Raw genomic sequence first — 17,201 nt, forward strand, 5'->3', positions numbered from 1 at the left:
GAATATCTCTAAAACGAATGATTGAATATAGCATGCAAGGCTCTGAGATGAATCCAAATAATTCTGGTGTAGAAACGATCGATGACAAGCAGTTTCACCAACTAGGTAGCCAATTGTTGCAATCGATCGAAGTGGCTCTAGAGGCCGCTGATGATGAATTAGATTTAGATTTGGACGTTGAGCGCCAAGGCGGCAATGTCATCACTATTCGTTTTCGAGACAAAAGCGTCATTGTGGTGAACACCCAACCTCCTTTGCATGAAATTTGGGTGGCTGCTAAATCGGGTGGATATCACTATCGCTGGGCAGGCACCATGTCGCAGCCATTGTGGCTAGATACCAAGACCGGTAAAGAGCTTTTGAGCGATTTATCTACCTTTGCTAGCACTCAGGCGGGACGGCCAGTCAAAATTCAATTGCTGTAATTAGTAGGAAATTATCGGCTTAGGCAGCCCCAGCTGCGGCCAAGGTTTCCATGACCTGAGCATCTGGGACGCTCAGTATTTGGGCCTTACCAATCTTCTCTAAAACAACATAGCGAATTTGGCCGCCCTCAGTTTTCTTGTCCACTTGCAAAAGCTCCATATAACGCTTCGCACCAAATTTTGGTGGGTTGGTAGGAAGATTCATCGATTGAATGATTTTCGTGATACGCTCAACATCAACCTTGCTAATCAAATCGAGTCGGCAGGATAGGTCGGCCCCTAGAGCCATTCCACAACCAACAGCTTCGCCATGTAACCACTCTCCATAACCCATCCCTGCCTCAATAGCGTGTCCAAATGTATGGCCAAAGTTTAAAGTTGCGCGGATACCACCTTCGCGCTCATCAGCAGAAACGACTGCCGATTTAATTTCGCATGACCGCAATACCGCATGGCTCATCACATCAGTATCACAAGCGAGCAATAATTTTGCATTAGCTTCGATCCAATCCAAAAATTTTGCATCGGCAATTGCACCATGTTTAATAACTTCGGCAAGGCCTGCCGAGAGTTCGCGCGCGGGGAGTGTTTTTAAAGTATTGAGGTCGGCAACAACTGCAACTGGCTGATGAAAAGCGCCAATCATGTTTTTACCCAGCGGGTGATTAATGCCGGTTTTGCCGCCAACCGAAGAGTCTACCTGTGACAAAATTGTCGTAGGCACTTGAATAAAGCGAGTGCCGCGCATAAAGCTGGCTGCTGCAAAGCCAGTCATATCTCCAATCACGCCACCGCCTAAAGCAATGAGCATAGTTTGGCGATCGGCTCCAAATTTCAGCAGATCGTCAAAAATGAGCTGAAGATTTTTCCAGTCCTTATAAGACTCTCCATCAGGCAACACAATGGTTTGGACAGACTTACCAAAGGTGCTTAAAGTTTTGGTGAGGCGTTGTGCATACAAAGGCGCAACAGTCGTGTTGCAGACGATATAAATTGAGGTTGACTTTTCGCAGGCGTTAAATAAAGCTGGCTGATCAATTAAATCAGTTCCTATGTAAATAGGATAGCTGCGATTGCCTAAATCAACTTCAAGTGTTTTCATCATAAATTTCAGTTAGAGAGTTCAAGCTGCATGATTAATGTATTGACCAATTGATTGACACTAGGCTTGCCAGTTTCAATGATATGGTCAGCTATCTTACGATAGAGTGGGTCGCGAATGGCATATAAATTTTCTAATATTTTCTTGGGGTTACCATTGCGCAGCAGAGGGCGTCCCTCGCCCCCCTTGGTCCGATGCCATAGCTCCGTTGGGTTGGCATAAAGATAAATGACGGTGCCCTGTTCACTTAATGCTTTGCGATTTTCCGGTAAAAGTACGGCGCCACCGCCTGTCGCCAACACAATATTTTTTTCGCTGGTGACTTCGCGAATAGCTTGTACCTCACGTTTACGAAAACCCGCTTCTCCCTCCATCTCAAAGATGACCGGAATTTTGACTCCACAACGCTCTTCAATAACATGATCGGCATCAAAAAAACGGCGCCCTAATTTTTTTGCAAGTACCTTACCAACGGTTGACTTCCCGGCGCCCATTAGGCCGATTAGAAAGATATTGTTGGTCGCAGAGTTCATCCTCTGATTTTATTAGGGTTTATCGAGAACAGTAGGGGTTAAGAAGACTAAGAGCTCGGTTTTATCTTTTAATTTGGATTTATGACGAAATAAAGCCCCAATCAGAGGAATATCGCCTAGCAAAGGAACCTTTACCTCATCCTCGCTCTCGGTTGTTTGAAAGATCCCGCCAATAATTGCGGTTCCACCATTTTTAACGGTGACTTCAGAGCTCAGAGTTTTGGTATCGATTGCGTAGCCTTGCTCTGTTTTCATGCCAATGGTGTCCTTGTTAATCCCCACTAGGATCGAAATCTTTCCGTCTGGATGAATTTTTGGCAATACCTCCAATCGCAGATTTGCTTTTCTAAATTGCAGTTTGCTGCCATTTTGTGAGGTTGTTTGATAAGGCAATTCAGTGCCTTGTTCGATTGTTGCTTTAACCTGATCCCCTGTCATAATGCGCGGGTTGGAAAGTATCTTTCCCCGCCCTTCAGATTCAAGGGCTGATAGTTCAATTTGCAGAAGTCGACTTGCGTTTTTCGAAAGTAATGTTGCAGCAACGGTTGCGGGATGAAAGCCGTTTACTCCTGCACCCGCTAAATCAACATTTCCATGCATCTTATTGTTCCCGAGTTGCCCATGCCGTCAGCTTGGTGGCTTAATTTCGTACCTAGCTCTCTAGCAAAACGCTCGTCAGCCTCTACGATTCGGGCTTCAATCAGAATTTGCCTAGGGCTATTGATGTGGTCCCCACCAAATAAAAGTGCGGCATCTTCACGGCGATGTTTTTGGAATGCTGAAATTTCTGCATAAGGACCAATCCAATAAATATCCCCGTTTCGAATTAAGCGCAAACCGCGGCCAGCCAAAATGGAATGCAGTGCAGTTTGCCATGGGGTCTGATTTAGATCGACTGTGATTTTGCCTTTGATGGAATCGCTTAGTAAAAAATTGGTTTGTCCAATCTTGGCAAGAATTTGTAAAAGTTCTGCAACTTCAATATCTACAAACTGCAAACTGATGGGCACTTCAAATACGTTATGGGGCGCTGATGCCGCATTTGCGTTGGCGCTAAAAATCACTGCCAATAGGACAATCCGAAAACGTGATTGGACATATTTTTGAATCGACAAATCATTCAGGTCTTGACGGTTTAAGGGTGAGCGATTTCCCTTGTGGGTGTGGAAGGTAGCAAGTTCTTTTTTCAGGTTGGTGAGTCGCCATTCACCCAAGGAAATCGATCCCTTTTTAAGCATTACCATCCCTTTGCCATTGTGAAAAAAGCACGCTGAGAGTCCTGGATTTGGCTTAGGCCTAAATAGCGCCAATGTCGTAGTTCAGACTCCAGAGGTATTGCCAAATCCATTGGTTTTGAGTTCTTAGAGGACTTATTTTTATTAAAAGAGTGAATACTTACTTCTAATAAATCCATTGATTCATATATTTCATCCTCTACATCCAGGATTTCTTCTCGTAAGGCGACCAACTCTTTTTGAAGTTTGGAGACCTCTAATTGAAGATGATGATTCGATGCTGAAAGATCACTCGGAGCTTGCTCAAAGAGAGCAAAAAGGTAAAGGCCAAAACAGGCCAATTCTATTCCAAGTCCTGCCAAAACCCCAATCTTCTTGAGGTCAACTAAGCCAGGGAGTTGGATTTGAATGGGTGCTTTTGCAGGAGCTTTAGGGGAGGCTGGCTTCCGTATTCCATGGAGGTCTGGAATGACAGGATCATCGCCCAGTTCGTATAAAAGCTTATCAAAGGATTGCGGTGAGATATGGCGTGAAGGCATGCCCTATTTTTAAAAAAGGAAGTCTAAAAATCAATCAGGATTTCGTGACTTTTGTGTCAGAAAGTACAGGTTTTGAATGTTTTAGTGAAATCACTTAAGCACCCTATAATTTGAGCTTATGGCGCTTCCCCCAAAAGACAAGCTGACGTTTAATCAACGTCCTATTCGTCAGCCCGATAGACGCTTGCGTCAACCTCGTTTGGATCCTGGTTTGCCACGCAAGTCATCGGGCGGCCCCCTTATTAAAGCGTTGCTCATTCTTGGGGTTGCCTTAGCGTTAGTGGTAACTATGTTGTTAGGTTATGCATTTTTAGTTGCCAAACCCAATCTACCGAAAATTTCTGCCTTAACGGACTACAACGCCAAAGCGCCTTTGCGGATTTATACGGCGGATAAAGTTTTAATTGGTGAGTTTGGCGAGGAGCGCCGAAAAGTCATTCCGCTAAGTGAGATGCCGGCAAGCATGAAAAATGCTGTGTTGGCAATTGAGGATGATCGGTTTTATTCGCATGGTGGCGTTGACTATGTGGGCATTATTCGAGCTGCCGCTACAAATTTACGTGGCCATCTATCTCAAGGCGCGTCGACCATTACGATGCAGGTTGCGCGTAACTTCTTCCTCAGCAACGAGAAGACCTTTAGTCGCAAAATTTATGAAGTCTTGTTGGCCTGGGAAATTGAATCGCAATTAACCAAAGACAAGATTCTTGAAATCTACATGAACCAAATTTTCTTGGGTCAACGCGCGTATGGATTTTCTAGCGCAGCACAGATTTACTTTGGTAAAGATTTACAAGACATCACGATCGCTGAGTCGGCAATGTTGGCGGGTTTGCCTAAAGCCCCTTCGGCCTATAACCCAGTAACAAATTTCCGGCGTGCAAAGATTCGCCAAGAATATATCTTGCAACGAATGCGGGATCTCGGCTACATCAGCACTGACGAGTACCAGAAGGCGATGGCAGAAGAATTACACATTCGAGGTCTAGGGAATGAGTTTGCCGTAAGGGCTGATTTCCCTGCGGAGATGGTGCGCCAGTTGCTGTTCAGTCAATATGGCGAAGCTATTTATTCTCAGGGTATTGATGTCTACACAACGATCGTTAAGGCCGATCAAGATGCAGCCTACAAAGCGGTTCGTCGTGGAATTTTTGAATACGATTTACGCCATGCCTATCGTGGGCCAGAAGGTTTTATTGAATTACCCGAAGATCCAGTGAAGCGTCAGCGTGCCATTGATGAAGCATTGTTAACCTATCCACAACTCGATGATCTGCAATCTGGTGTTGTGTTAGATGTGAAGCCAAAAGAAATGCAAGTCATGATTTCAACGGGTGACACTATTACGGCAAAGGGCGAAGGTATGAAGCTGGCTGCCGCATCGATAACGGATAGCACGCAACCCAAAAAACGCTTACGTCCAGGCGCGATTGTGAGATTGCTTTCCGATGGGGGCGTTTGGAAACTGGCACAACTGCCACAGGTGGAGGCCGCTTTTGTGTCTATGAATGCCGATACAGGAGCAATTCTTTCTCTAGTGGGCGGATTTGATTTCCGACGCAATCAATTCAATCACGTCACGCAAGCATTGCGGCAACCAGGCTCATCCTTTAAGCCGTTTATTTATGCTGCTGCGATTGAGAAAGGTTTCACCCCCGGCACCATGGTCAATGATGCCCCGTTATCGATTGGCAGCATGGAAACTGGCAGTCAAGCGTGGGAACCAAAAAATTACGATGGTAAATATGACGGCATGATGCTCTTGCGTACTGCTTTAGCAAAATCCAAGAACTTAGTCTCTGTGCGCATCATTCGAGCTATTGGCCCATCATATGCACAAGAATATATTCAGCGTTTTGGGTTTGAGCCAGAGAAGCATCCCCCGTACCTCACCATGGCGTTAGGTGCTGGATCAGTCACTCCATTGCAAATGGCTTCGGCATACAGCGTATTTGCGAATGGTGGCTATCATGTAGATCCATTTTTAATTAGCAAGATGGTGGACTCTAAAGGCAATGTGCTTTTTGAAGCAAAGCCTACTATTGTTGGTGACGGTGCACCGCGTGTACTAGATGCTCGGACTGCCTTTGTGATGGATAGCCTGTTGCAGGAAGTAACGAAGACAGGCACCGCTGCTTCGGCTCGCGCTAAGTTGGGTCGTAGTGATGTCGCTGGCAAAACCGGCACTACGAATGAATCCCATGATGCTTGGTTTGCAGGTTACAACCCGAAAGTAGTCGCTATTGCCTGGATTGGTTTTGATAAGCCTGCAAGCTTGGGTGATCGAGAAACCGGTGGGGGCCTAGCTTTGCCAATGTGGATCTCCTATATGTCCACTGCTTTAAAAGATGTGCCACAGGAATCGCGTGCCGTACCTGAAGGCGTCACGCAAGCAGATGGCGATTGGTTTATTCCCGAATTTTCTCGTGGTAGTGGAGTGCGCGAACTGCAGTAGTTCGTCATCATCATGGCTCGGCAAGCGCGCACCGTTATTCCTGGCCAAGCAATGCACGTGTTGGTACGCGGCAATAATCGTGCAGCATTATTTTTTAGCGAAGAGGATCGTCGCATCTATTTAGATTGGTTGCGGGATGCCGCACGACAATTTGGTTGTGCTGTTCATGCGTTTGCATTGATGCCAAATCATGTGCATCTATTGCTTACACCACAAAATGAACATGCATTAGCAAAGACGATGCAATCGCTAGGTCGTCGTTATGCCCAATATTTCAATCAACTGCATCATCGCTCGGGAACAATTTGGGAGGGGCGATATTGGTCATCATTAATAGACCCAGATTATTTTTTACGGTGTCAGCGTTACATTGAGTTAAATCCTGTTCGGGCAGGCTATGAATCTTCTCCTCAAGATTCGCTATGGACAAGCTTTGCAACCCATATTGGTGGAAAAGCTGAGCCATGGTTATTTGACCATCCGTATTTCTGGAAGTTGGGTAATACCCCCTTTGAGCGGCAGTTGGCTTGGGCAAACTTTGTGAAGGAAGGCGCTCCACACTGGGAGGACCGACAGATTACCGAATCCCTCATTCGTTCAAAACCCTGGGTGAGTGATATTTACGCTAAAAAGCTTTTAAAACATTTTGGTGCTTCATCAAAATAAATGGGACAGAGTCATTTTATTTCTATTGCGTCGATATGGGTATTCACCTATATTTGATCCTCCAAAAGTAATTAGGCCTTCGAGCCATCGGAAATACTATGACTACACAAATCAAATCAGATCTTCGCCCAATCGCTCAAGGTTTATATGACCCTAGTAATGAGCATGATGCTTGTGGTGTCGGATTCGTAGCGCACATTAAGGGTAAGAAATCCCACGAGATCGTTTCCCAAGGTCTGAAGATTTTGGAGAATTTAGATCACCGGGGCGCGGTAGGCGCTGATCCGCTGATGGGCGATGGCGCAGGAATTTTGATTCAGATTCCAGACACTTTGTATCGGGAAGAGATGGCTAAACAAGGCGTCACATTGCCACCGTTAGGTGAGTATGGCGTAGGCATGATTTTCTTGCCGAAAGAGCATGCATCACGTTTGGCCTGCGAACAGGAATTGGAGCGCACTGTGCGCTTGGAGGGACAAGTCGTTTTAGGTTGGAGAGACGTTCCGGTTGATGTGAAGTTACCGATGTCGCCCACAGTGCAAATGACTGAGCCATTCATTCGGCAAATTTTTATTGGCCGTGGCCGTGACATTATGACTACTGATGCACTTGAGCGTAAGTTGTATGTCATTCGTAAAACCGCAAGCCATGCGATTCAAGATTTGCATCTCAAGCATGGCAAAGAATATTTTGTTGCATCAATGTCTGCACGCACGATTGTGTACAAGGGTTTGCTCTTGGCGAATCAAGTGGGCGCCTACTATCAAGACTTGCAAGATCCGCGCACTGTATCGGCTCTGGCCTTGGTGCATCAACGTTTCTCCACAAATACTTTCCCAGCTTGGGAGCTGGCTCACCCGTATCGCATGATTGCCCACAACGGAGAAATCAATACGGTTAAAGGTAATGTCAACTGGGTTAAGGCACGTGAAGGTGCAATTAGCTCCCCAGTGCTGGGGGACGACTTACAAAAACTTTGGCCCTTAATTTATCCAGGTCAATCTGATACTGCATGTTTTGATAACTGCTTAGAGTTGTTGGTGATGTCTGGATATCCACTGGCGCAAGCCATGATGATGATGATTCCAGAAGCATGGGAACATCATACATTGATGGATGACAATCGTCGTGCGTTCTATGAATATCACGCATCGATGATGGAGCCATGGGACGGTCCAGCAGCAATGGCATTTACGGACGGTCGTCAAATTGGCGCAACATTGGACCGCAACGGTTTACGTCCAGCGCGCTACTACGTAATCGATGATGATTTGGTCATCATGGCTTCTGAGGCGGGTGTATTACCGATTCCGGAAAGCAAGATTGTTCAAAAATGGCGCTTGCAGCCAGGCAAGATGTTCATGATCGATATGGAGCAGGGCCGCATCATTGATGACGTTGAGCTCAAGAATGCCGTTTCTAAAGCCAAGCCGTATAAGAGCTGGATTGATGCGGTTCGCGTGAAGCTTGATGAAGTTGACGCTAGCAAAGCGGACTTGATCGATGAAAAGACCACCATTCGTCCAGCAGCCAAGCTGCTCGATCGTCAGCAGGCGTTTGGTTACACCCAAGAAGACATTAAGTACCTCATGGCTCCAATGGCCATGAATGGTGAAGAGGCGATTGGGTCGATGGGTAACGATAGTCCGTTGGCCGTACTCTCCAATAAGAATAAGCCGCTATATAATTACTTCAAACAGTTGTTTGCGCAGGTGGCCAATCCGCCGATTGATCCTATTCGTGAAAACATGGTGATGTCTTTGGTTTCTTTCATTGGTCCAAAGCCAAACTTGTTAGATACCAACAACATCAATCCTCCAATGCGACTAGAAGTGAGTCAGCCAATTTTGGATTTTGATGACATCACGAAGATTCGTCACATTGGCCACTACACCAATGGCAAGTTCCAATCCTATGAGTTGGACATTTGCTATCCAGTAGCCTGGGGCAAGGCAGGTATTGAGGCGCGCTTGGCTTCTCTGTGTGCAGAAGCTGCCGATGCTGTTCGCTCTGGTTACAACATTTTGATCGTGAGTGATCGTCAAGTGGATGAGAAGCATGTTGCTATTCCAGCATTATTGGCAACTTCTGCTATCCATCAACATTTGGTTCAAAAAGGACTACGTAATAGTGTGGGCCTCGTGGTTGAAACAGGCAGCGCTCGTGAGACTCATCACTTTGCGCTCTTGGCGGGTTATGGGGCTGAAGCTGTTCACCCATATTTGGCAATGGAAACCTTGGTCGATATGGCCAAAGGTTTGTCAGGCGACTTGTCTGGCGAAAAAGCAGTGAAGAATTTTGTCAAAGCTGTTGGTAAAGGCCTTCAAAAAGTTATGTCCAAAATGGGTATCTCGACTTACATGTCGTATACCGGCTCACAAATTTTTGAAGCCATTGGTTTGAACCGCGACATTATTGATCAATACTTTAAAGGGACACCATCTAACGTGGGTGGTATCGGTGTATTCGAAGTAGCTGAAGAAGTCTTACGTATGCACAGCGCTGCTTTTGGAAATGATCCCGTTCTAACGAATATGCTCGACGCTGGTGGTGAATACGCCTTCCGTATTCGTGGTGAGAACCATATGTGGACTCCTGACACTATCGCGAAGTTGCAACACTCAACACGTATTGGTGCTGATAAGGGGTATCAGATTTATAAAGAGTACGCCAACATCATTAATGACCAAACCAAGCGTCAAATGACCTTGCGCGGCTTATTTGAGTTCAAGCTTGATCCAAGCAAAGCCATTCCATTGGATAAAGTTGAGCCGGCGAAAGAGATCGTGAAGCGTTTTGCAACGGGCGCGATGTCTTTGGGATCCATTTCAACTGAAGCGCATGCCACTTTGGCGATTGCGATGAACCGTATTGGTGGTAAGTCCAATACAGGAGAGGGCGGTGAAGATCCAAACCGCTACGTTAACGAACTCAAAGGTATTCCGATTAAGAAAGGCGAAACCCTTTCGGGTATTTTGGGAAGTGAAGTAGTCGAAGCCAATATTCCATTGGAAGATGGCGATTCTTTGCGCTCCAAAATTAAACAAGTTGCGTCAGGTCGTTTTGGGGTCACTACAGAATATCTCCGTTCTGCCGATCAATTGCAGATTAAAATGGCGCAGGGCGCAAAACCTGGCGAAGGCGGTCAATTGCCTGGCGGAAAAGTATCCGATTACATTGGTAAATTACGTTTCTCAGTTCCGGGAGTCGGTTTGATTTCGCCTCCTCCGCACCATGATATTTATTCGATTGAAGATATTGCTCAGCTCATTCACGACCTGAAGAATGTCAATCCGAAAGCAGACGTTTCAGTAAAGCTGGTTTCCGAGGTTGGAGTGGGAACTGTTGCCGCTGGTGTTGCTAAGGCAAAAGCAGATCACGTAGTCATCGCTGGTCATGATGGCGGTACAGGCGCATCTCCACTGTCCTCTATTAAGCATGCTGGCTCTCCATGGGAGCTTGGTCTAGCTGAGACTCAACAGACATTGGTGCTTAATGGATTGCGTAGCCGTATTCGTGTTCAGGCCGATGGCCAGATGAAGACTGGTCGCGACGTGGTGATTGGCGCTCTATTGGGCGCAGATGAGTTTGTTTTTGCTACAGCCCCCCTAGTCGTTGAAGGTTGCATCATGATGCGTAAGTGTCACCTCAATACCTGCCCAGTGGGCGTTGCAACTCAAGACCCCGAATTGCGCAAGAAGTTCTCTGGCAAGCCTGAGCATGTAGCGAACTTCTTCTTCTTCATTGCGGAAGAAGCGCGCGAAATCATGGCGCAACTGGGCATTCGAAAGTTTGATGACTTAATTGGTCGCGTTGACTTACTCGACACCCGTAAAGGTATTGAAAACTGGAAAGTGCATGGTTTGGACTTCAGCAAAATTTTTGCTGAGCCACAAGTAGCTGGTGATGTGCCACGTTATCAAGTGCTAACTCAAGACCATGGTCTTGAAAATGCACTCGACAATATTTTGATTGAGAAGAGTAAGCCCGCTTTAGAGCGTGGCGAGAAAGTCTCCTTTATCGTCCCTGTGAAAAACGTGAACCGTACTGTCGGTGCAATGCTGTCTGGCGAAGTAGTGCAACGTTATGGCCATGCAGGTTTACCGGATGACACGATCCACATCCAGTTGAATGGCACTGCAGGCCAGAGTTTTGCGGCATTCTTGGCGCGCGGTATCACCTTAGACTTGGTGGGCGATGGAAATGACTACGTAGGTAAGGGTTTGTCAGGTGGTCGCGTCATCGTTCGTGCTCCCCATGAATTCCGTGGCGATACCTCGAAGAACATCATCGTTGGCAATACCGTACTGTACGGTGCGATTGCTGGCGAAGCATTCTTTAATGGCGTTGCTGGCGAACGTTTTGCAGTACGTAATTCAGGCGCTACCACCGTTGTAGAGGGCACTGGCGACCACGGTTGTGAATACATGACCGGCGGCACGGTTGTTGTTCTGGGAGCAACTGGTCGTAACTTTGCAGCAGGCATGAGCGGCGGTATTGCTTATGTCTACGACGAAGATGGTTTGTTTGACAAGCGTTGTAACACCAGTATGGAAACTTTAGAAAAAGTGCTGCCATCCGCAGAGCAAAGCGCCAAGATTCCGAAGGCTGAATGGCATGCCCCTGTTGATGTGAAAGTCGGTGGCGAGCGCTTGACAGACGAGCAAATCTTGAAGAGCTTGATTGAGTGCCATTTCCGCTATACCGGCTCGGAGCGTGCTAAGGCAATTCTGGCTGATTGGGACAATGCTCGCAGTCGGTTTGTGAAGGTCCTCCCAACGGAGTACAAACGTGCTCTGGGCAAATTATGGGAGAAGGCGCAAAAGAAAGCAGTTACTGACTAATTAATACTGATAGACATAAAAGATACCAAGGATTCGATATGGGTAAGGTCACTGGATTTATGGAGTTTGAGCGCGTCGATGAGACATACGAAGCGCCCACTAAACGTCTCCACCATTACAAAGAGTTTGTTGCTGCATTAACGGATGAAGAAGCAAAAGTTCAGGGAGCGCGTTGCATGGACTGTGGCATTCCGTTTTGTAATAACGGCTGCCCAGTGAACAATATCATTCCCGACTTCAATGACTTGGTATTTCATAGTGACTGGAAAAATGCACTGGATGTATTGCAGTCAACCAATAACTTCCCGGAATTTACTGGCCGCATTTGTCCAGCGCCTTGCGAGGCCGCATGTACATTGGGCATCAATCGTGCGCCAGTGGGTATTAAATCCATTGAGCACGCCATCATTGATAAAGGCTGGGAAAGTGGTTGGGTAAAACCACAGCCATCGAAAACAAAACCCGGCAAAAAAGTGGCAATCGTTGGCGGTGGGCCTGCAGGCATGGCTGCTGCTCAGCAATTGGCGCGCGTTGGTCATGATGTAACTGTTTTTGAAAAGAATGATCGTATTGGCGGTTTACTCCGTTACGGCATCCCCGACTTCAAAATGGAGAAATGGCTTATCGATCGTCGCGTAGAGCAAATGCAAGCCGAAGGCGTGAAATTTGAAACCGGTGTTTTTGTTGGTAAGGAAGCAATAGGCGCTGCGGTCAAAAATTACTCGACCAAGACGGTTTCCCCAGATCAGCTCATGAAAGATTTTGACGCAGTGGTGATCACTGGTGGCGCTGAGCAGCCTCGTGATCTTCCTGTTCCGGGCCGTGAGCTTGATGGCGTTCATTTCGCATTGGAGTTTTTGATTCCACAAAACAAAGAAAACGCTGGCGACTTTAAGAATGAAATTCGGGCAACGGACAAAAATGTCGTAGTGATTGGTGGTGGTGATACAGGCTCTGATTGTGTGGGCACTTCAAATCGCCATGGCGCAACGAAGATTACCCAATTTGAATTATTGCCACAGCCGCCAGAAGTTGAAAATAAGCCATTGGTATGGCCGTACTGGCCAACGAAGCTTCGCACTTCTTCTTCTCATGAAGAGGGTTGCGATCGCGATTGGTCGGTTGGTACGAAGCGTTTTGAAGGTAAAAACGGCAAAGTTGAAAAACTAATTGGCGTTCGCCTGGAATGGAAAGACGGAAAAATGTCAGAAGTTCCAAATTCTGAATTTGAGATCAAGGCCGATTTGGTGCTTTTAGCAATGGGCTTTGTTTCACCAGTTCAGCAAGTTCTGAATGCATTTGGTGTTGAAAAGGACGCTCGTGGTAACGCTAAAGCAACCGTAGAGGGTCAAAATGCCTATCAAACGAATGTTCCGAAAGCATTTGCTGCGGGAGATATGCGTCGTGGGCAATCCTTGGTAGTTTGGGCAATACGTGAAGGTCGTCAATGCGCCCAGGCAGTAGACCAATATTTGATGGGATCATCCGTTTTGCCCCGATAATATCGGGGATATGAATAGTTCGTTTCCAAGCGCATTGGATACTAAAAAATCCCTAGGTGATGTTGTCGTTGCTATCAAGGACGTCGACTTCTCCTATGCGCCTGGCGAACGACAAATTCTGTCGGGACTCAATATGGAGTTTCGGCGTGGTCAAGTCGTTGCGGTCATGGGCGGATCGGGATGCGGCAAAACGACAATCCTGAGATTAATTGGCGGCCAATTTACAGCGCAATCTGGGCAAGTTTTCTTTGAAGGCAAAGACATCGGTACGATGTCGGGTAGCCAATTGATGCAAGCACGTCGTCGCATGGGCATGCTGTTTCAGTTTGGTGCGCTATTCACAGACCTTAGTGTTTTTGAAAATGTTGCATTTCCATTGCGCGAGCATACCAATCTGAGTGAAGAGCTTTTGCGTTCGCTAGTGTTGATGAAACTAAATGCAGTAGGTTTGCGTGGAGCTCGTGATTTAATGCCCTCGCAAATTTCTGGAGGCATGGCAAGACGTGTTGCGCTCGCTAGAGCAATTGCTTTAGATCCGCCGCTCATCATGTATGACGAGCCCTTTGCGGGCTTAGACCCGATCTCCTTGGGCATCACCGCACGGTTAATTCGAGATTTAAACGATGCCCTGGGAGCCACGAGTTTATTGGTGACTCACGATGTTGAGGAAACCTTTGAAATTGCAGGTTATGTGTACTTCATTGCCAATGGAAAGATTGGCGCGCAAGGCACTCCAGAAGAATTAAGTCGCTCTACCGATCCATTTGTTCGCCAGTTTCTAGACGCTGCCCCGGATGGTCCAGTACCGTTTCATTATCCAGGTCAAAGCTTTAAGGATGATTTTGGAGTGAGGGCCTAATGCCTCTATTACAGGCGTTGCTTAATCTATTTGGGGACCTTGGGTTTTTTATTCATCGCAATTTGACTAGTCTTAGTTTAGCTGCACGAATGTTTGTTGCAGTCATTTGGCGCTCTGGCTTTTTACTAAAAAGACCGCGTTTAGTAATTGACCAAATACTCATTGTTGGCAATCATTCGTTTGTGATCATTGCCGTATCTGGCTTGTTCGTCGGATTTGTATTGGGGTTGCAAGGTTATTACACACTCAATCGTTATGGTTCAGAGCAGGCATTAGGTTTGCTAGTTGCCCTATCTCTAACCCGTGAACTGGGTCCAGTGATTACCGCCTTGTTATTTGCAGGGCGCGCTGGCACGTCCTTGACCGCCGAGATTGGGTTAATGAAAGCAGGCGAGCAACTAACTGCTATGGAAATGATGGCGGTTGATCCATTAGGTCGCGTGATTGCCCCGCGCCTTTGGGCGGGCATTATTTCAATGCCGTTGCTGACTACCATCTTTACGGCAGTGGGTGTATTGGGCGGCTATTTTGTTGGCGTGCCGTTAATTGGAGTTGATTCAGGGGCATTTTGGTCGCAGATGCAAGGTGGTGTTGACCTCTTTTCTGATATTGGAAACGGCTTAATTAAGAGTTTGGTTTTTGGTGTGGCGGTGACATTTATTGCCTTGTATCAAGGCTATGAAGCAAGACCTACCCCTGAAGGTGTTTCACAGGCAACCACGCGGACTGTGGTAATTTCGTCATTGTCAGTGTTGGCGTTAGATTTCTTGCTCACCGCATTGATGTTCTCGAACTAGAAAGAATAAACTGAGGCCCTTATGAGAAAAAGTGCAATTGATGTCTGGGTAGGAATTTTTGTTGCCATCGGCCTGTTGGCGGCATTATTTTTGGCCTTGAAGGTGGGCAATATGAATGCTGTCTCATTTGCACCGACATACAAAATTTCCGCTCGCTTTGACAATATCGGCGGCTTGAAGCCTCGCGCTCCTGTAAAAAGTGCCGGCGTTGTCGTTGGTCGCATTGCCAATATTGCGTTCGATGACAAAATCTATCAGGCAACCGTGGTGATGACGATCGATGAGTCTTATAAGTTTCCCAAGGATTCCTCCGCAAAGATTTTGACTTCAGGCTTGCTGGGCGAGCAATATATTGGTCTAGAAGCGGGTGGATCTGACGATATGTTGGCAAATGGAGAGAAGATTACCCAGACACAATCTGCAATTGTTCTTGAGAATTTAATTAGCCAGTTTTTGTACAACAAGGCTGCAGACAGTGGTCAAGAAAAAGGCGCTACAAAATAATGTTTTGGGTGTGCAGGCTCACAAGCCAAATAAAGCAATTGCTTTTGCTGCTGGTAGCCGCCAGCTTAGTGGGTTGTGCCTCGATTCCGGCTGGTGTTGAGCCATCCCCGCAAGATCCTTGGGAATCCTTTAATCGCTCTGTGTTTGAATTTAACGAAGGTCTTGATGCTTGCCTCCTCAAGCCCGTAGTGGCAGGCTATCGTTTCGTACTCCCAGAGTTTGTGCGCGAAGGAATTTATAACTTCTTTAGCAACTACAACGATATTTACACCGCATTATTTAATTTGTTGCAAGGTAAGCCAGGTTACGCATTTAATGACTTCATGCGAGTTGTCGTTAATACGACGATGGGTCTGGGTGGCTTGATCGATTTGGCAACGCCAGGTGGTCTTGAAAAGCATAAAGAGGATTGGGGGCAAACCTTGGGTGTATGGGGTGTCCCAGCGGGTCCTTATGTAGTCTTACCCTTCTTTGGTCCCAGCAATGTACGAGACACCTTTGGTACCGTGGCGGACTTGGAGTCTGACTACCTATTTAGATTGCTGCCGAACGTTGCATTAAGAAATAGCATCACCGGATTACGTGTTGTAAACGCTAGGAATACTTATTACGAGGCGGGTGATTTGCTCGATGGTGCAGCCATAGATAAATACAGTTTTATGCGCGATGCCTATATTCAGCGACGTGAGTATCAAGTTAATGAAGGTCGCGATGACGAAGAGCCGCTCATGCCGGTCTACGAAAACCCGTACGAATAAATAAGCTGTTAGCGGGCTAAAATGAGCCCTTATTGACTGAATTAGAAATAACGACCAAGCGAGCTAAATTAATGAAAAAATGCGGATGGATTTCAAGTGTTTTAGCGGCTGTCTCACTGAGCTTTTCAAGCCCCCTATTTGCGCAAGCTCCGGATCAGACGACCCCACCAGATGCATTAATCAAGATGGTCGTTACTGAGGTCATGGCTTCTGTAAAAGCCGATCCTGAAATTCAGAAAGGGAATATCCCCAAAATTGTTGATTTAGTGGAAAAGAAAATCGTTCCCTATGCCGACATGCGTCGCACTACGGAAATGGCAATGGGGCCGAATTGGAAAAAAGCGACACCTGAACAACAGGCGCAACTCACTTTTGAGTTTAAGGGGCTGCTTATCCGAACCTATTCCGGTGCGTTGAGTCAGTTACGCGATCAGACTGTGCAATTTAAAACGCTTCGCGCAGCACCAGACGATAAAGAGGTCGTTGTGAAGACTGTTGTATTAGGTCGCGGCGATCCCGTGCCATTGGACTACCATTTAGAAAAAACCGATAAGGGTTGGAAGGTCTACGATATGAACATCATGGGCGTATGGCTTGTAGAGGCCTACCGCAATCAATTTGCGAATCAAATTAGCCAGAATGGTATCGAGGGCCTTGTGAAATTTTTGCAAGAGCGTAATAAGCAGTTAGCTGCCGCAAAACCTGCAAATTAATTCTAGAAATATGCCCTTTCTTTTGCCGCAAATAGTTACAGAAGCAAATGCTCTGCAGTTGGAGAAAGAGGGTGTGATGAACATTTCGTCTTTGCAAACGATTGATTGTTCAGCGCTGACTGATTTTGATTCAACAGTATTAACGGTGTTTCTGGCTTGGCAAAAAAAGTTACAAGCGGATGGAATAAAAATGGCGCTTGAGCGGCCACCTGAAAAATTAAAAGTGCTAGCCAGTGTCTATGGCGTCTCAGAATTGTTGGGTTTATAAA

The 17,201-nt window shown here is 46.5% G+C and carries 16 protein-coding genes; 11 read left to right on the forward strand and 5 right to left on the reverse strand.

The features are described 5' to 3' along the window. Nucleotides 1–17 precede the first annotated feature (17 nt). Complete coding sequence (gene cyaY / locus BQ1619_RS00185) at nt 18–425, forward strand: iron donor protein CyaY (RefSeq protein ID WP_231968349.1); 408 nt, start codon at nt 18–20, stop codon at nt 423–425. Between the two features lie 19 nt (nt 426–444). Here cyaY and aroB read toward each other — a convergent pair whose 3' ends face one another. From aroB to BQ1619_RS00205, 5 genes are read right to left on the reverse strand one after another with little or no spacing between them, the layout of a single operon-like run. Next, the gene (gene aroB / locus BQ1619_RS00190) at nt 445–1,527 is read right to left on the reverse strand and encodes a 3-dehydroquinate synthase (RefSeq protein WP_174222108.1); all 1,083 of its coding nucleotides are present in this window, start codon (nt 1,525–1,527) and stop codon (nt 445–447) included. Nucleotides 1,528–1,535: 8 nt separating this feature from the next. Next, nucleotides 1,536–2,060: a shikimate kinase gene (locus BQ1619_RS00195; RefSeq protein ID WP_114661509.1), complete on the reverse strand. Its 525-nt coding sequence runs from the start codon at nt 2,058–2,060 to the stop codon at nt 1,536–1,538. A gap of 12 nt (nt 2,061–2,072) precedes the next feature. Further along, the gene (locus BQ1619_RS08805) at nt 2,073–2,660 is read right to left on the reverse strand and encodes a hypothetical protein (protein WP_197711791.1); all 588 of its coding nucleotides are present in this window, start codon (nt 2,658–2,660) and stop codon (nt 2,073–2,075) included. Continuing rightward, nucleotides 2,639–3,298 (reverse strand): secretin and TonB N-terminal domain-containing protein, encoded by a 660-nt coding sequence (locus BQ1619_RS08810; RefSeq protein WP_197711792.1) that lies wholly within the window; start codon nt 3,296–3,298, stop codon nt 2,639–2,641. Before BQ1619_RS08810 ends, BQ1619_RS08805 begins: the two co-directional genes overlap by 22 nt. Beyond that, nucleotides 3,298–3,834 (reverse strand): hypothetical protein, encoded by a 537-nt coding sequence (locus BQ1619_RS00205; RefSeq protein ID WP_114661510.1) that lies wholly within the window; start codon nt 3,832–3,834, stop codon nt 3,298–3,300. The genes BQ1619_RS08810 and BQ1619_RS00205 overlap by 1 nt, the downstream gene beginning before the upstream one ends. A 118-nt stretch (nt 3,835–3,952) precedes the next feature. Between BQ1619_RS00205 and BQ1619_RS00210 the strand changes: the two genes are divergently transcribed. The 10 genes from BQ1619_RS00210 (at nt 3,953) to BQ1619_RS00255 (ending at nt 17,200) form a co-directional block, all read left to right on the forward strand. Beyond that, the gene (locus BQ1619_RS00210) at nt 3,953–6,289 is read left to right on the forward strand and encodes a penicillin-binding protein 1A (RefSeq protein ID WP_114661511.1); all 2,337 of its coding nucleotides are present in this window, start codon (nt 3,953–3,955) and stop codon (nt 6,287–6,289) included. Between the two features lie 12 nt (nt 6,290–6,301). Then, a complete protein-coding gene (locus BQ1619_RS00215) occupies nt 6,302–6,955 on the forward strand; it encodes a transposase (RefSeq protein ID WP_114661512.1) in 654 nt (217 codons plus the stop codon). A gap of 98 nt (nt 6,956–7,053) precedes the next feature. Then, a complete protein-coding gene (locus BQ1619_RS00220; protein WP_114661513.1) occupies nt 7,054–11,799 on the forward strand; it encodes a glutamate synthase-related protein in 4,746 nt (1,581 codons plus the stop codon). Nucleotides 11,800–11,837: 38 nt separating this feature from the next. Beyond that, nucleotides 11,838–13,301, forward strand: a complete 1,464-nt coding sequence (locus BQ1619_RS00225) for a glutamate synthase subunit beta (protein ID WP_114661514.1) — start codon at nt 11,838–11,840, stop codon at nt 13,299–13,301. A gap of 10 nt (nt 13,302–13,311) precedes the next feature. Then, nucleotides 13,312–14,160 (forward strand): ABC transporter ATP-binding protein, encoded by an 849-nt coding sequence (locus BQ1619_RS00230; RefSeq protein WP_114661516.1) that lies wholly within the window; start codon nt 13,312–13,314, stop codon nt 14,158–14,160. Then, a complete protein-coding gene (gene mlaE, locus BQ1619_RS00235) occupies nt 14,160–14,957 on the forward strand; it encodes a lipid asymmetry maintenance ABC transporter permease subunit MlaE (RefSeq protein WP_174222084.1) in 798 nt (265 codons plus the stop codon). The genes BQ1619_RS00230 and mlaE overlap by 1 nt, the downstream gene beginning before the upstream one ends. Nucleotides 14,958–14,978: 21 nt before the next feature. After that, nucleotides 14,979–15,461: an outer membrane lipid asymmetry maintenance protein MlaD gene (gene mlaD / locus BQ1619_RS00240; RefSeq protein ID WP_114661518.1), complete on the forward strand. Its 483-nt coding sequence runs from the start codon at nt 14,979–14,981 to the stop codon at nt 15,459–15,461. A 44-nt stretch (nt 15,462–15,505) separates the two neighbouring features. Next, a complete protein-coding gene (locus BQ1619_RS00245; RefSeq protein ID WP_231968351.1) occupies nt 15,506–16,219 on the forward strand; it encodes an MlaA family lipoprotein in 714 nt (237 codons plus the stop codon). Nucleotides 16,220–16,290: 71 nt separating this feature from the next. Then, the gene (locus tag BQ1619_RS00250; RefSeq protein WP_114661522.1) at nt 16,291–16,932 is read left to right on the forward strand and encodes an MlaC/ttg2D family ABC transporter substrate-binding protein; all 642 of its coding nucleotides are present in this window, start codon (nt 16,291–16,293) and stop codon (nt 16,930–16,932) included. Nucleotides 16,933–16,942: 10 nt separating this feature from the next. Continuing rightward, a complete protein-coding gene (locus BQ1619_RS00255) occupies nt 16,943–17,200 on the forward strand; it encodes an STAS domain-containing protein (protein WP_114661524.1) in 258 nt (85 codons plus the stop codon). Nucleotide 17,201: the final 1 nt, after the last annotated feature.

Source organism: Polynucleobacter necessarius, from assembly GCF_900095195.1.
GTDB classification, from domain to species: domain Bacteria; phylum Pseudomonadota; class Gammaproteobacteria; order Burkholderiales; family Burkholderiaceae; genus Polynucleobacter; species Polynucleobacter necessarius_G.

What these genes read in the sequence shown, in the direction of transcription:
- cyaY (WP_231968349.1), top strand. Translation starts at nt 18, where the DNA reads ATGATTGAATATAGCATGCAAGGCTCTGAGATGAATCCAAATAATTCT.
- aroB (WP_174222108.1), bottom strand. Translation starts at nt 1,527, where the DNA reads ATGAAAACACTTGAAGTTGATTTAGGCAATCGCAGCTATCCTATTTAC.
- BQ1619_RS00195 (WP_114661509.1), bottom strand. Translation starts at nt 2,060, where the DNA reads ATGAACTCTGCGACCAACAATATCTTTCTAATCGGCCTAATGGGCGCC.
- BQ1619_RS08805 (WP_197711791.1), bottom strand. Translation starts at nt 2,660, where the DNA reads ATGCATGGAAATGTTGATTTAGCGGGTGCAGGAGTAAACGGCTTTCAT.
- BQ1619_RS08810 (WP_197711792.1), bottom strand. Translation starts at nt 3,298, where the DNA reads ATGCTTAAAAAGGGATCGATTTCCTTGGGTGAATGGCGACTCACCAAC.
- BQ1619_RS00205 (WP_114661510.1), bottom strand. Translation starts at nt 3,834, where the DNA reads ATGCCTTCACGCCATATCTCACCGCAATCCTTTGATAAGCTTTTATAC.
- BQ1619_RS00210 (WP_114661511.1), top strand. Translation starts at nt 3,953, where the DNA reads ATGGCGCTTCCCCCAAAAGACAAGCTGACGTTTAATCAACGTCCTATT.
- BQ1619_RS00215 (WP_114661512.1), top strand. Translation starts at nt 6,302, where the DNA reads ATGGCTCGGCAAGCGCGCACCGTTATTCCTGGCCAAGCAATGCACGTG.
- BQ1619_RS00220 (WP_114661513.1), top strand. Translation starts at nt 7,054, where the DNA reads ATGACTACACAAATCAAATCAGATCTTCGCCCAATCGCTCAAGGTTTA.
- BQ1619_RS00225 (WP_114661514.1), top strand. Translation starts at nt 11,838, where the DNA reads ATGGGTAAGGTCACTGGATTTATGGAGTTTGAGCGCGTCGATGAGACA.
- BQ1619_RS00230 (WP_114661516.1), top strand. Translation starts at nt 13,312, where the DNA reads ATGAATAGTTCGTTTCCAAGCGCATTGGATACTAAAAAATCCCTAGGT.
- mlaE (WP_174222084.1), top strand. Translation starts at nt 14,160, where the DNA reads ATGCCTCTATTACAGGCGTTGCTTAATCTATTTGGGGACCTTGGGTTT.
- mlaD (WP_114661518.1), top strand. Translation starts at nt 14,979, where the DNA reads ATGAGAAAAAGTGCAATTGATGTCTGGGTAGGAATTTTTGTTGCCATC.
- BQ1619_RS00250 (WP_114661522.1), top strand. Translation starts at nt 16,291, where the DNA reads ATGAAAAAATGCGGATGGATTTCAAGTGTTTTAGCGGCTGTCTCACTG.
- BQ1619_RS00255 (WP_114661524.1), top strand. Translation starts at nt 16,943, where the DNA reads ATGCCCTTTCTTTTGCCGCAAATAGTTACAGAAGCAAATGCTCTGCAG.